10 protein-coding genes are annotated in these 13,522 nt (G+C 72.4%); 8 read left to right on the top strand and 2 right to left on the bottom strand.

Going from position 1 to position 13,522, the window contains the following annotated elements; translation table 11 throughout:
• Window positions 1-33: 33 nt before the first annotated feature.
• The gene (locus tag AB0M29_RS21380; RefSeq protein WP_365384724.1) at window positions 34-654 is read right to left on the bottom strand and encodes a TetR/AcrR family transcriptional regulator; all 621 of its coding nucleotides are present in this window, start codon (window positions 652-654) and stop codon (window positions 34-36) included.
• 84 nt (window positions 655-738) lie between these two features.
• On the opposite strand from AB0M29_RS21380, the gene AB0M29_RS21375 reads away from it, so the two are divergent.
• The 8 genes from AB0M29_RS21375 to AB0M29_RS21340 all read left to right on the top strand — a co-directional run bounded on the left by AB0M29_RS21375 (window position 739) and on the right by AB0M29_RS21340 (window position 11,912).
• Entirely contained in the window at window positions 739-2,367 is a 1,629-nt protein-coding gene (locus AB0M29_RS21375; RefSeq protein WP_365384722.1) for a carboxyl transferase domain-containing protein, read from the top strand.
• Window positions 2,368-2,417: 50 nt separating this feature from the next.
• A complete protein-coding gene (locus AB0M29_RS21370) occupies window positions 2,418-4,433 on the top strand; it encodes a biotin carboxylase N-terminal domain-containing protein (RefSeq protein ID WP_365384874.1) in 2,016 nt (671 codons plus the stop codon).
• Between the two features lie 86 nt (window positions 4,434-4,519).
• Window positions 4,520-5,455: a hydroxymethylglutaryl-CoA lyase gene (locus AB0M29_RS21365; RefSeq protein WP_365384872.1), complete on the top strand. Its 936-nt coding sequence runs from the start codon at window positions 4,520-4,522 to the stop codon at window positions 5,453-5,455.
• A gap of 2 nt (window positions 5,456-5,457) precedes the next feature.
• The gene (locus tag AB0M29_RS21360) at window positions 5,458-6,624 is read left to right on the top strand and encodes an acyl-CoA dehydrogenase family protein (RefSeq protein WP_365384720.1); all 1,167 of its coding nucleotides are present in this window, start codon (window positions 5,458-5,460) and stop codon (window positions 6,622-6,624) included.
• Window positions 6,625-6,744: 120 nt separating this feature from the next.
• Window positions 6,745-8,193 (top strand): aspartate aminotransferase family protein, encoded by a 1,449-nt coding sequence (locus AB0M29_RS21355; protein ID WP_365384718.1) that lies wholly within the window; start codon window positions 6,745-6,747, stop codon window positions 8,191-8,193.
• Window positions 8,177-9,445 carry a lysine N(6)-hydroxylase/L-ornithine N(5)-oxygenase family protein gene (locus AB0M29_RS21350; protein ID WP_365384716.1) on the top strand — a complete coding sequence of 423 codons (1,269 nt, stop codon included), beginning with the start codon at window positions 8,177-8,179 and terminating at the stop codon, window positions 9,443-9,445. Before AB0M29_RS21355 ends, AB0M29_RS21350 begins: the two co-directional genes overlap by 17 nt.
• Window positions 9,442-10,020 carry a GNAT family N-acetyltransferase gene (locus AB0M29_RS21345; RefSeq protein WP_365384714.1) on the top strand — a complete coding sequence of 193 codons (579 nt, stop codon included), beginning with the start codon at window positions 9,442-9,444 and terminating at the stop codon, window positions 10,018-10,020. The genes AB0M29_RS21350 and AB0M29_RS21345 overlap by 4 nt, the downstream gene beginning before the upstream one ends.
• A complete protein-coding gene (locus AB0M29_RS21340) occupies window positions 10,017-11,912 on the top strand; it encodes an IucA/IucC family siderophore biosynthesis protein (RefSeq protein ID WP_365384712.1) in 1,896 nt (631 codons plus the stop codon). The genes AB0M29_RS21345 and AB0M29_RS21340 overlap by 4 nt, the downstream gene beginning before the upstream one ends.
• On the opposite strand, the gene AB0M29_RS21335 is transcribed toward AB0M29_RS21340, so the two are convergent.
• A complete protein-coding gene (locus tag AB0M29_RS21335; RefSeq protein ID WP_365384870.1) occupies window positions 11,869-13,491 on the bottom strand; it encodes a beta-N-acetylhexosaminidase in 1,623 nt (540 codons plus the stop codon). The genes AB0M29_RS21340 and AB0M29_RS21335 overlap by 44 nt on opposite strands.
• Window positions 13,492-13,522 lie beyond the last annotated feature (31 nt).

Genomic DNA, 13,522 nt, shown 5'->3' with positions numbered 1-13,522 from the left:
GAAACGATTGACTACTGAACATTAAGCAAGCGCTCAGTAAGTTACCCGCCAGTCGGGCCCGCTGTCCAGAGGCCCCAGGGAGGCGAGCGCGCCGAGCGCCAGCCGGTGGAGCAGGGCCGCCATGTCGGAGCGGCCGGGCAGTCCGCTCTGGGCCCCGAGGTGCGGGGTGGAGTTGAGCAGCCCGAAGACGGCGTGCACGGCGGCCCGCACCTCCAGCTCGGTGGCGTCGGGGTAGACCTGGTGCACCACCGCGACCCACTCCTCCACGTACTGCCGCTGGAGCTGGCGGACCAGCTTGCGGTCGGAGTCCCGCAGCCGGTCCAGCTCGCGGTCGTGCAGGGTGATCAGCGGCCGGTCGTCGATCGCGAAGTCGATATGGCCGCGGATCAGCGCGTCCAGCGCCTCCTCGGGCCCGGCCGCCTCGGCGACCCGCATCTTGCCCGCCGCCATCAGGCGGCCGCTGATCCCCACGAGCAGTTCCGCGAGCATCGCGTCCTTGCCCGCGAAGTGCCGATAGAGCCCGGGCCCGCTGATCCCCACCGCGGCGCCTATCTCGTCCACTCCGACTCCGTGGAATCCGCGCTCGGCGAAGAGCCGCGCTGCCTCTCGGAGGATCTGCTCGCGGCGGTTCTCTGCCGTCTTCGTCGGGTTCATGCAATCGAGTCTAGACAATCGAGTTAGCGAGCGTTAACGTGGAGACATCACGTTAACGCTCGCTAACATCCGGGGGGCCGAACCATGGCAGCACCCGCCCTGTCCAGCGCCGCAGATCCGGCGTCGGAGGCGTTCCACGCCAACGCAGAGGCACATGCCGCTCTCAGCGCGGACCTGCGCGACAAGCTGGCCGCCGCACGCCTCGGCGGCGGCGAGAAGGCCCGCGCGCGGCACACCTCGCGCGGCAAGCTGCTGCCCAGGGACCGGGTGGACGGGCTGCTCGACCCCGGATCCCCCTTCCTGGAGCTGGCACCTCTGGCGGCGGACGGGATGTACGACGGCCAGGCGCCGGCCGCCGGGGTGATCGCCGGGATCGGCCGGGTGTCGGGGCGCGAGGTCGTCGTGGTGGCCAATGACGCCACCGTCAAGGGCGGCACCTACTACCCGATGACGGTCAAGAAGCACCTGCGCGCCCAGGAGGTCGCCCTCGACAACCGGCTGCCGTGCGTCTATCTGGTGGACTCCGGCGGCGCCTTCCTGCCCAAGCAGGACGAGGTCTTCCCCGACCGCGACCACTTCGGCCGGATCTTCTTCAACCAGGCCACCATGTCGGCCCGCGGCATCCCGCAGATCGCCGCGGTCATGGGCTCCTGCACGGCCGGCGGCGCGTACGTCCCCGCGATGAGCGACGAGGCGGTGATCGTGCGGAATCAGGGCACGATCTTCCTCGGCGGCCCGCCGCTGGTGAAGGCCGCCACCGGTGAGGTCGTCACCGCGGAGGAGCTGGGCGGCGGCGAGGTCCACTCCCGGGTCTCCGGCGTCACCGACCACCTCGCCGAGGACGACGCGCACGCGCTGAGCATCGTCCGCGACATCGTCGCCACCCTGCCCGCCCGCGGCCCCCTGCCGTGGACGGTACGGCCCGCGGAGCCCCCGGCCGTGGACCCGGCGGGGCTGTACGGGGCGGTGCCCGTCGACTCCCGCACCCCGTACGACGTCCGCGAGGTGATCGCCCGGCTGGTGGACGGCAGCCGCTTCGCCGAGTTCAAGTCGGAGTACGGCACGACCTTGGTCACCGGTTTCGCCCATGTGCAGGGCCACCCAGTCGGCATCGTGGCGAACAACGGCATCCTGTTCGCCGAATCCGCCCTCAAGGGCGCCCACTTCATCGAGCTGTGCGACCAGCGGGGCATCCCGCTGCTCTTCCTGCAGAACATCTCCGGCTTCATGGTCGGCCGCCAGTACGAGGCGGGCGGCATCGCCAAGCACGGCGCCAAGATGGTCACGGCGGTGGCCTGCGCCCGGGTGCCCAAGCTCACCGTGGTGATCGGCGGCTCGTACGGCGCGGGCAACTACTCGATGTGCGGCCGCGCCTACAGCCCCCGCTTCCTGTGGATGTGGCCCAACGCCAAGATCTCGGTGATGGGCGGCGAGCAGGCCGCGTCCGTCCTGGCCACCGTCAAGCGCGACCAGCTCGCCGCGGCCGGCGAGAAGTGGAGCGAGGAGGCGGAGGAGGCGTTCAAGGCCCCGGTCCGCGAGCAGTACGAGTCGCAGGGCAACGCCTACTACGCCACCGCCCGGCTCTGGGACGACGGCGTGATCGACCCGCTGGAGACCCGCACCGTCGTGGGCCTCGCCCTCACCGCCTGCGCCAACGCCCCGCTTCCCACCGCCGATCCGGGCGCGCCCGGCTACGGCGTCTTCCGGATGTGAGGGCTGTCATGACTGCGAGCACCCTGCCGGAGAGCCTGCCGATGAACCCCATGTTCGACACCGTCCTGGTCGCCAACCGCGGCGAGATCGCGGTGCGTGTCCTGCGCACCCTGCGGGAGCTGGGCGTCCGCTCGGCGGCCGTCTTCACCGCGGCGGACGCCCACGCCCGGCACGTCAGGGAGGCCGACACCGCGGTCCGGGTGGACAGCTATCTGTCGGCCGAGGAGCAGGTTCGGGCCGCCGTAGCGGCGGGCGCCCAGGCGGTGCACCCCGGATACGGCTTCCTGGCGGAGAACGCGGCCTTCGCCCGCGCCTGCGCCGAGGCCGGGCTGGTCTTCATCGGCCCGCCCGCCGACGCCATCGAGCTGATGGGCGACAAGATCCGCGCCAAGGAGACGGTGCGCGCGGCCGGGGTGCCGGTGGTGCCCGGCAGCAGCGGCAGCGGACTGACCGACGGGCAACTCGCCGACGCGGCCCGGGAGATCGGTATGCCGGTGCTGCTGAAGCCCTCGGCGGGCGGCGGCGGCAAGGGCATGCGGCTCGTGCGGGACGCCGCGCTGCTGGCCGACGAGATCGCGGCGGCCCGGCGCGAGGCACGCGGCTCCTTCGGCGACGACACCCTGCTGGTGGAGCGGTGGATCGACCGGCCGCGGCACATCGAGATCCAGGTGCTCGCCGACGGCCACGGCGGCGTGGTCCACCTGGGCGAGCGCGAGTGCTCGCTGCAGCGGCGCCACCAGAAGGTGATCGAGGAGGCCCCCTCGGTGCTGCTCGACCCGGCGACCCGGGCGGCGATGGGCGAGGCCGCGGTGCAGGCCGCCCGCTCCTGCGGGTACACCGGCGCCGGGACGGTGGAGTTCATCGTGCCGGGCGCCGATCCGGGCGCGTACTTCTTCATGGAGATGAACACCCGACTGCAGGTCGAGCACCCGGTGACCGAGCTGGTCACCGGCCTGGACCTGGTCGAGTGGCAGCTGCGGGTCGCCTGCGGCGAGCGGCTCCCCTTCGGGCAGCGGGACATCACGCTGACCGGACACGCCGTCGAGGCGCGGATCTGCGCGGAGACGGCGCGGCCGGGCGACGGGCGGGTGGACTTCCTGCCGTCCGCCGGCACCGTGGTCGCCCTGCGCGAACCGACGGGACCCGGTGTCCGGGTGGACTCCGGGCTGTCGCACGGCACCGAGGTGGGCACCGCCTACGACCCGATGCTGGCCAAGGTGATCGCGTACGGCCCCGACCGGGCGACCGCGCTGCGGCGGCTGCGGGCCGCGCTCGCGGACACCGTGGTGCTCGGCCTCGACACCAACACCGGCTTCCTGCGGCGGCTGCTGGAGCATCCGGCGGTGGTGGCGGGCGAGTTGGACACCGGGCTGATCGACCGGGACGCCGCCGCGCTGCTGCCCGCCGGGGTGCCGGACGAGGTGTACGCGGTGGCGGCGCTGCTGCGGCAGTCGGCGCTGGCGGCGGCGCCCGACGCGGGCGGCTGGACCGATCCGTTCTCGGTGCCCAGCGGCTGGCGGATGGGCGGCGAGCCGAGCTGGACCGTGCACCATCTGCGGGTGCCGGGCCACGACCCGGTGACCGTCCGCGTCCGGGACGGCCAGGTGCGGATCGGCGACGCCCCCGCCCTCACCGCCCGGCTGGCGGTCGACGGGCACCGGGTGCTGCTGCACCGCGACGACACGGTGGTCGCCTTCGAGCACGCGGGCGAGTGGCTGGGCCGGGACGGGGACGGCTGGCGCGTCCAGGCGTACGACCCGGTCGCCGCGGCGCTGCGCGGCGGCGCGGCGGGCGGCGGAGGCGGCGCCCTGACCGCGCCCATGCCCGGCACCGTGACCGTGGTGAAGGTCGCCAAGGGCGACGAGGTGGTGGCCGGTCAGAGCCTGATGGTGGTGGAGGCCATGAAGATGGAGCACGTCATCACCGCCCCCCACGACGGGACGGTTTCCGAGATCGATGTGAGCGCGGGCAGCACGGTCGCGATGGACCAGGTGCTCGCGGTCGTCACCCCGGCCGACACCGCCGAGCAGGCCGCCGTCCCCGCGGCCCCCGGGGAGGCGTCATGACCGACACGACCGCACCCGGCACGACCGCGACCGGCGGCGCCACCGCCACCACCGCCGACGCTGGTGTGCTCGCGCTCGGGCTGCCCATGGCGGTGCCGATGGACGGGTTCCCCGAGGCCGTGCGCATCCACGAGGTGGGCGCGCGGGACGGGCTGCAGAACGAGAAAGCGACCGTCCCGACGGCCGTGAAGGCCGAGTTCGTGCACCGGCTGGCGGACGCGGGCCTGACCACCATCGAGGCGACCAGCTTCGTGCACCCCAAGTGGGTGCCCCAACTGGCCGACGCCGCCGAGCTGATGCCGCTGCTGGCCGACCTCGCCGACCGGGACCCGGCCGTCCGGCTGCCGGTCCTGGTGCCGAACGACCGCGGGCTCGACCGGGCGCTGGAGCTGGGCGTGCGGGAGATAGCGGTCTTCGGCAGCGCCACCGAGTCCTTCGCCCGCGCCAACCTCAACCGCACGGTGGACGAGTCGCTGGCGATGTTCGCGCCGGTGGTCGACCGCGCCCGCGCGGCGGGGGCGACGGTCCGCGGCTATCTGTCGATGTGCTTCGGCGACCCCTGGGAAGGCCCGGTGCCGATCGCCCAGGTCGCCGCGGTGGCCCGGCGGCTGTACGAACTGGGCTGCACCGAGCTGAGCCTCGGCGACACCATCGGGGTGGCCACCCCGGGCCATGTCACCGCCCTGCTCGACGCGCTGACCGGCGGCGGCGTCCCGGTGGAGCGGCTCGCCGTCCACTTCCACGACACGTACGGCCAGGCCCTGTCCAACACGCTGGCGGCGCTGCGTTGCGGCGTCACCGTCGTGGACGCGTCGGCGGGCGGCCTCGGCGGCTGCCCGTACGCCAAGAGCGCCACCGGCAACCTCGCCACGGAAGACCTCGTCTGGATGCTGCACGGCCTCGGCATCCGCACCGGAGTCGACCTCAGCCGCCTCAGCGCCACAAGCGTCTGGATGGCGGAGCAACTGGGGCGGCCGAGCCCGTCCCGTACCGTCCGCGCCCTGACCCACCAGGAGCAGTAGTCATGTCAATCGACCACCGGCTGTCCGCCGAGTACGAGGAACTCCGCAGCACTGTCGCGGAGTTCGCCAAGGACGTGATCGCGCCGAAGATCGGCGAGTTCTACGAGCACGGGGAGTTCCCGTACGAGATCGTGCGGGAGATGGGACGGATGGGCCTGTTCGGGCTGCCGTTCCCCGAAGAGTACGGCGGGATGGGCGGCGACTACTTCGCGCTCGGCCTCGCGCTGGAGGAGCTGGCCCGGGTGGACTCCTCGGTGGCCATCACGCTGGAGGCCGGGGTGTCGCTGGGCGCCATGCCGGTGTTCCGGTTCGGCACCGAGGAGCAGAAGCGGGAGTGGCTGCCGAAGCTGTGCTCGGGCGAGATGCTCGGCGCGTTCGGGCTGACCGAGCCGGAGTGCGGCTCGGACGCGGGCGGCACCCGTACCACCGCGCGGCTGGACGAGGCCACCGGGGAATGGGTCATCAACGGCACCAAGTGCTTCATCACCAACTCCGGCACCGACATCACGGGTCTGGTCACGGTGACGGCGGTGACCGGCCGCAAGGAGGACGGCCGCCCGCTGATCTCCTCGATCATCGTGCCGTCGGGCACGCCCGGCTTCACGGTGTCGAAGAAGTACAGCAAGGTGGGGTGGAACGCCTCGGACACCCGCGAGCTGTCGTTCGCCGACTGCCGGGTACCGGCCGCGAACCTGCTGGGCGAGCTGGGCCGGGGCTACGCGCAGTTCCTGCGGATCCTCGACGAGGGGCGGATCGCGATCTCGGCGCTGGCCACCGGACTGGCCCAGGGATGTGTGGACGAGTCGCTGGCGTACGCCAAGACCCGGCAGGCGTTCGGCCGCCCGATCGGTGACAACCAGGCGATCCAGTTCAAGATCGCCGACATGGAGATGCGCGCGCACACCGCGCGGCTGGCGTGGCGGGACGCGGCCTCGCGGCTGGTGCACGGGGAGCCGTTCAAGAAGGAGGCGGCGCTGGCGAAGCTCTACTCCTCCGAGATCGCCGTCACCAACGCCCGCGAGGCCACCCAGATCCACGGCGGCTACGGGTTCATGAACGAGTACCCGGTGGCCCGGATGTGGCGGGACTCCAAGATCCTGGAGATCGGCGAAGGCACGAGCGAGGTCCAGCGGATGCTGATCGCGAGGGAGTTGGGGCTGGCCGGATAGCGGGGCGCGCGCCCCGGGGATTCGGGGCGGCCCTGCGGGGCGGAAGCGGCGGACGGGCTCGTTGAGGCGGCAAGTTAGGTTAGGCTAACCTAACTAAGCCGCTCAACGAGAGGTCTGCCCATGCGCTCACACCTGCTCAGCGACGCCACGACGGAGCACTACCGGCGCTCCGTCGCCCAAGGGGTCGAGCGGGTGGCGGCCACCCTCGCCGCGACCGACCGGCCGTTCACCGGCATCACCCCCGGCGCGCTGGCCCCCCGGGTCGACGCCATCGACCTCGACCGGCCGCTGGGCGACACCGCGGCCGCCCTGGAGGAGCTGGAGTCGGTCTACCTCCGCGACGCCGTCTTCTTCCACCATCCCCGCTATCTCGCGCACCTCAACTGCCCGGTGGTGATCCCGGCCGTCGCCGCCGAGGCGGTGCTCAGCGCCGTGAACTCCTCCCTCGACACCTGGGACCAGAGCGCGGGTGCCACCCTGATCGAGCGCCGCCTGATCGACTGGACCGCCGAGCGGATCGGCCTCGGCCCGGCGGCCGACGGCGTGTTCACCAGCGGCGGCACCCAGTCCAATCTTCAAGCGCTGCTGCTGGCCCGTGAGGAGGCGGTCACCCGCGGCGCCGACCCCGCGCGGCTGCGCGTGCTGGCCTCCGAGTGCGGTCACTTCAGCGTCCAGAAGTCCGCGAAGCTGCTGGGCCTCGGCGCCCACGCGGTGATCGCCGTCCCCTGCGACCAGGACAAGCGGATGCGGGCGCCGGCGCTCGCCCGCGAGCTGGAGCGCTGCGCGCACGAGGGCCTGACCCCGATGGCCGTGGTCGCCACCGCGGGCACCACCGACTTCGGCTCCATCGACCCGCTGACCGCCGTCGCCGACCTGTGCGCCCGGCACGGGGTGTGGCTGCACGTCGACGCGGCCTACGGCTGCGGCCTGCTGGTCTCCCCCACCCGCCGCCATCTGCTCGACGGCATCGAGCACGCCGACTCGGTGACCGTCGACTACCACAAGTCCTTCTTCCAGCCGGTGAGTTCCAGCGCGGTGCTGGTCCGCGACCGCACCACCCTGCGGCACGCCACGTACTACGCCGACTACCTCAACCCGCGCCGCACCACCACCGAGCACATCCCCAACCAGGTCGACAAGTCCCTGCAGACCACCCGCCGTTTCGACGCGCTCAAGCTGTGGATGACGCTGCGGGTGATGGGCGCCGACGGCATCGGCGCGCTCTTCGACGACGTCGTCGACCTGGCGGCCGAGGGCTGGAAGCTGCTGGACGCCGACCCGCGCTTCGAGGTGGTCGCCCGCCCGGCGCTCTCCACCCTGGTCTTCCGCTGGGTGCCGCCGGGCGTGACCGGCCCGGCGCTGATCGACCGGGCCAATCTGCACGCCCGCAAGGCGCTGTTCGCCTCCGGCCAGGCGGTGGTCGCCGGGACGAAGGTCCGCGGCAGCCACTACCTGAAGTTCACCCTGCTCAACCCGCGGACCACCCCCGCCGACATCGCCGCCGTCCTCGATCTGCTCGCCGAGCACGCGGACTCGTACCTGGGAGACGCGCTTGTCCACGCCTCATGACTTCCTCGCGATCGGGCTCGGGCCGTTCAACCTGGGCCTGGCCTGCCTCACCGAACCCCTCCCCGACCTCAACGGCCTCTTCCTGGAGAGCAAGCCGGACTTCGACTGGCACTCGGGCATGTTCCTGGAGGGCAGCACGCTCCAGACGCCGTTCCTGTCGGACCTGGTGACGCTCGCCGATCCCACCTCGCCGTACAGCTTCCTCAACTACCTCAAGGAATCGGGGCGGTTGTACTCCTTCTACATCCGCGAGAGCTTCTATCCGCTGCGCGAGGAGTACAACGACTACTGCCGGTGGGCCGCCGCCCGGATCCCCGGGATCCGCTTCGGGCAGACGGTCACCGAGGTGACGTACGACGAGCGGGCCGGGGTCTACGAGGTGCGCACCGCGACGGGAGAGGCGCACCGGGCGCCGCGGCTGGTGCTGGGCACCGGCACACCGCCCTTCGTCCCCGCCGCCTGCGAGGGCCTGGGCGGCGACGTGGTGCACAACTCCCGCTATCTGGAGGCCAAGAGCGCGCTCCAGCGCAAGAGCAGCATCACCGTGGTCGGCAGCGGCCAGAGTGCCGCCGAGATCTACCACGATCTGCTCCAGGACATCGACACCCACGGCTACCTGCTCAACTGGGTCACCCGCTCCCCGCGGTTCTTCCCGCTGGAGTACACGAAGCTGACGCTGGAGATGACGTCGCCGGAGTACGTCGACTACTTCCACGCGCTGCCCCCGCCGGTCCGCGACGCGCTGGGCGCCTCGCAGAAGAACCTCTACAAGGGCATCAACTCCGAGCTGATCAACGCCATCTTCGATCTGCTCTACGTCAAGAACCGCCGCGGTGAGGTCCCGACCCGGCTGCTGGCCAACACCTCGCTGGAGCACGCCCGCCACGACCCCGGCAGCGGCACGTACACCCTGGGCCTGCGCCGACGCGAACAGGGCCGCGACCTCACCCTCGACACCGAGGGCCTGGTGCTGGCCACCGGCTACCGCTACCGGGTACCGGAGTTCCTCGCACCGGTACGGCACCGCATCCGCTGGGACGCGCGAGGGCGCTACGACGTCTCCCGCGACTACGCCATCGACGTGACCGGGCGCGGGATCTACGTACAGAACGCCGAGCTGCACACCCACGGATTCGCCGCGCCCGACCTCGGAATGGCCGCGTACCGCAACTCCCGCATCATCCGGGAGCTGCTGGGCCGCGAGCACTACCGGGTGGAAAAGGCCATCGCCTTCCAGGAGTTCACCGTATGACCGGCCACCGCATGGCCCCCCGCTCCCCCGGCGGCGCCGCCGCGGGCGTGCCCGCCTTCAGTTTCCGGCCGGTCGCACCGGCCGCCGACGCCGCGCTGCTGCACCGCTGGGTCACCCATCCCAAGGCCGCCTTCTGGTTGATGGGCGACGCGAGCCGGGACGACGTGGAGCGCGCCTACGCGGAGATCGCCGCGTCCCCGCACCACGACGCGTTCCTGGGCCTGCGGGCGGACGACGGGACGCCCGCGTTCCTGATGGAGCGGTACGACCCGGCGCGGGTCGAACTGACCGGGCTCTACCCGGCGTTGCCCGGCGACGTCGGGATGCACTTCCTGGTCGCGCCCGCACAGACGCCCGTGCACGGCTTCACCCGGGCGGTGATCGCGGCGGTGATGGCGGAGCTGTTCGCCGACCCGGCCACCCGCCGGGTGGTCGTCGAGCCGGACGTCCGCAACACCGCCGTCCACCGGCTGAACGCGGAGGTCGGCTTCGAGGTCGTCGAACGGATCAGCACACCGGTGAAGGACGCGTATCTGAGCGTCTGCACCCGCGCGCGCTTCGAGGCCGCCCGATGACGGCCGCCGACCACCTCACCCCGGAGCTGTGGCAGCGGGCCACCCGCCACCTGATACGCAAGGCCCTCGCGGAGTTCGCCCACGAACGCCTCCTGACACCGGAGCCGGACGCCGCCGCACCCGTCACCGGTCAGGAACCCGCCGCCACCGGCACCGGCTCCCGCACCGGCTATCTCGTCCGCAGCGACGACGGCCGCACCACGTACCGCTTCACCGCCCGCCTGCTGGCGCTCGGGCACTGGCACATCGACCCGGCCGGCATCACCAGGACCCGCGAAAACGCCGAACTCCCGCTCGACGCGCTGGACTTCGTCACCGAGCTGCGCGGCACGCTGGGGATCGGCGAGGGGGTGCTGCCGGTGTACCTGGAGGAGATCGGGGCGACGCTGTCGGCGGCGGCGTTCCGGCTCGCCGCGCTCGACGCGCGGCCGGTGAGCGCCGCCGAGCTGACCGGGGCCGGTTTCCAGGCGATCGAGGCCGGGATGACCGAGGGCCACCCCTGCTTCGTCGCCAACAGCGGCCGTCTCGGCTTCGGCGCGCACGACCACCTGCGGTACGCGCCCGAGGCCGCCGCGCCCGTACGGCTGATCTGGCTCGCCGCCCGCCGCGACCGCGCCACCTTCACCGCGGGCACCGGCCTGGACTACGACTCCTTCATGGCGGCCGAGCTGGGCGAGGCCCAACTCCGGCGCTTCGCGGAGAAGTTGACCGCACTCGGTCTCGACCCGGCCGACTACCTGCTGATCCCGGCCCACCCCTGGCAGTGGTGGAACAAGCTCTCGGTCAGTTTCGCGGGCGAGGTCGCCCGGCGCCATCTGGTGTGCCTGGGGCCGGGCGAGGACGACTATCTGGCCCAGCAGTCCGTCCGCACCTTCTTCAACACCTCGGACCCCGCCCGGCACTACGTGAAGACCGCGCTGTCCGTACTCAACATGGGCTTCATGCGCGGCCTGTCCGCCGCGTACATGGAGGCCACCCCGGCGATCAACGACTGGCTCGCGGAGCTGATCGCCGCCGACCCGGTGCTGACCGCCGCCCGGTTCTCGATCATCCGGGAGCGCGCGGCGGTCGGCTACCACCACCGGCAGTACGAGGCGGCCACCGCGTACGGCTCCCCGTACCGCAAGATGCTGGCCGCGCTGTGGCGGGAGAGCCCGGTGCCGTCGCTGGAGCCCGGCCAGTCGCTCGCCACGATGGCGTCGCTGCTGCACACCGACGCCACCGCATCGGATCCCTCGGCCACCACCTCCTTCGCGGGCGCGCTCGTGGCCCGCTCGGGGCTGCCCGCGCGGGAGTGGCTGCGGCGCTACCTGGACGCGTATCTGGTCCCGGTGCTGCACTGCCTCTACGCCCACGACCTGGCCTTCATGCCGCACGGCGAGAACGTGATCCTGGTGCTGGACGAGGACGGCACGGTGGTGCGGGCGGTGTTCAAGGACATCGCCGAGGAGATCGTGGTGATGGACCCGGCGCGGCCGCTGCCCCCGCGGGTGGCGCGGATCCGCGCGGACGTCCCCGAGGAGCTGCGGGCGCTGTCGGTCTTCACGGATGTCTTCGACTGCTTCTTCCGCTTCCTGAGCGCGATCCTGCACACCGGGGAGGTGCTGGACGAGGACGGCTTCTGGCGGACGGTCGCGCGGTGCGTGGCCGACTACCAGGACGCGCACCCGGAGCTGGCGGACGCCTTCGCCCGCTACGACCTGTTCGCCCCGCGGTTCGCGCTGTCCTGTCTCAACCGGCTGCAACTGCGCGACAACCAGCAGATGGTGGACCTCACCGACCCGTCGGCCGCGCTGCAGTTCGCGGGCACCCTGCCCAACCCGCTGGCGGCCCACGTCCCGCGGGAGGCTATCGCGCGGGCCAGTCCACCTGCGGCGAGCGGTGGAAGGTGATGCCCAGGGCGGTCCAGCGCGGTGCCTGGGCCGCCAGCCGCACCCGGTAGGCGGCCCAGTCGTGCGTGGCCGCCGGGGACCAGCCGATCTCGGCGATCCCCGGCAGCCGCGGGAAGGCCATGGAGTCGAGGTCCGCGGTGGTCTTCAGGGTCTCCGTCCACAGCGGCGCCTCGACCCCGAGGACCGCCGCGGCGGGCACGCCCTTCACGAAGGTCGCCGGGTCCCAGTCGTAGGAGTCCTTGACCTCGACATAGCCGGCCCAGTGCAGGCCCAGCGGCGACGAGGGGTCGTAACTCATGTCGAGATACGCCTTGTTCGCCGGTGACATGATCACCCGGGTGCCGGCCTTCGCCGCCGCGACGACCGGCGCCTCGTTCCCCGCGGTGCCCCAGTACTGGGCGATCGCGCCCTTCACGGGGTGCGCGCTGTCGATCTGGTGCCAGCCGATCACCGTCTTGCCGTACGAGGTGACGATCGGCTGCATCCGGTCGACGAAGGCGGTGTAGTCGGCCGCGCTGGTGGAGTGCGCCTCGTCGCCGCCGATGTGCAGATAGGGGCCGGGGGTCAGGGCGGCGATCTCGCGCACGACGTCGTTCTCGAACCGGTACGTGGCCTCGTTGGGCACGCACAGCGAGCTGAAGCCGACCTTGATGCCGGTGTAGAGCGGCGGCGCGACACCGTCGCAGGTGAGTTCGGGGTACGAGGCGAGGGCCGCGTTGGTGTGGCCGGGGCCGTCGATCTCGGGGACGACGGTGAGGAAGCGGCTGGCCGCGTACCGGACGATCTCGCGGTAGTCGTCCTGGGTGTAGAAGCCGCCCGCGCCGCCGCCGACCTCGGTGCTGCCGCCGTAGGAGGTCAGCCGCGGCCGGGAGCCGATGGCGATCCGCCAGCCTTGGTCGTCGGTGAGGTGCAGATGCAGGGTGTTGAGTTTGTACAGGGCCAGCTGGTCGATGTAGCGCTCGACCTGCGGCACGGTGAAGAAGTGCCGGGCGACGTCCAGCATCGAGCCGCGGTAGGCGTAGCGCGGCACGTCCCTGATGGTGGCGCTGGGCACGGTCCAGTCCGCGGTGGGTACGACGGTGGCGCTCTCGACCGCGGCGGGCAGCAGCTGGCGGAGCGTCTGCACCCCGTGGAAGAGGCCGGCGGTGGTGCGGGCGCTGATCAGGACCGAGCGGCCGGTGGTCCGCAGCCGGTAGCCCTCGGCGCCGAGGCCGGTGTCCGGGTCGCCGAGCGAGAGCACGACGGCGTCCCCGGCGGCGGCGTTCCTTGCGGCCCGGCTCACCGGCAGGGCGTACCCGGTGGCGGGGCGCAGCAGCCCGGCGAGGTAGTCGGCGACCTGCCGGGTCCGCGCGGAGCCGTCGGTCAATCGGACCGCGGTGGCCGCCGTGATCCGGAAGGACCCGCCGCCCGCGGTGACCGAGGCGGGCACCGGCACCACCCGTGAGGTGACGTCCCGCGCCGCGTCGGCCCGGCCGGTGGGGGCGCCGCCCGCGGAGTGGGCCGCGTCGGGCAGTGCGGCGCGTGCCGAGTCGGGCAGTGCGGCGGGCGCCCCGGCCGCGGTGGCCCCGGCGGCGAGCATCAGCGCGCACATCACCCGCAGCAGCGGCCCG

It is taken from the genome of Streptomyces sp. NPDC051976 (assembly GCF_040680795.1).
In the GTDB taxonomy this organism is placed as follows: Bacteria; Actinomycetota; Actinomycetes; order Streptomycetales; family Streptomycetaceae; genus Actinacidiphila.
The sequence above is the reverse complement of the archived record's forward strand: the minus strand, read 5'-3'. Positions and strand labels throughout refer to the sequence as shown.

Excerpts from the sequence above, each read along its gene's own strand:
- AB0M29_RS21380 (WP_365384724.1), bottom strand. The coding sequence starts at position 654 with ATGAACCCGACGAAGACGGCAGAGAACCGCCGCGAGCAGATCCTCCGA.
- AB0M29_RS21375 (WP_365384722.1), top strand. The coding sequence starts at position 739 with ATGGCAGCACCCGCCCTGTCCAGCGCCGCAGATCCGGCGTCGGAGGCG.
- AB0M29_RS21370 (WP_365384874.1), top strand. The coding sequence starts at position 2,418 with ATGTTCGACACCGTCCTGGTCGCCAACCGCGGCGAGATCGCGGTGCGT.
- AB0M29_RS21365 (WP_365384872.1), top strand. The coding sequence starts at position 4,520 with ATGGCGGTGCCGATGGACGGGTTCCCCGAGGCCGTGCGCATCCACGAG.
- AB0M29_RS21360 (WP_365384720.1), top strand. The coding sequence starts at position 5,458 with ATGTCAATCGACCACCGGCTGTCCGCCGAGTACGAGGAACTCCGCAGC.
- AB0M29_RS21355 (WP_365384718.1), top strand. The coding sequence starts at position 6,745 with ATGCGCTCACACCTGCTCAGCGACGCCACGACGGAGCACTACCGGCGC.
- AB0M29_RS21345 (WP_365384714.1), top strand. The coding sequence starts at position 9,442 with ATGACCGGCCACCGCATGGCCCCCCGCTCCCCCGGCGGCGCCGCCGCG.
- AB0M29_RS21340 (WP_365384712.1), top strand. The coding sequence starts at position 10,017 with ATGACGGCCGCCGACCACCTCACCCCGGAGCTGTGGCAGCGGGCCACC.
- AB0M29_RS21335 (WP_365384870.1), bottom strand. The coding sequence starts at position 13,491 with ATGCTCGCCGCCGGGGCCACCGCGGCCGGGGCGCCCGCCGCACTGCCC.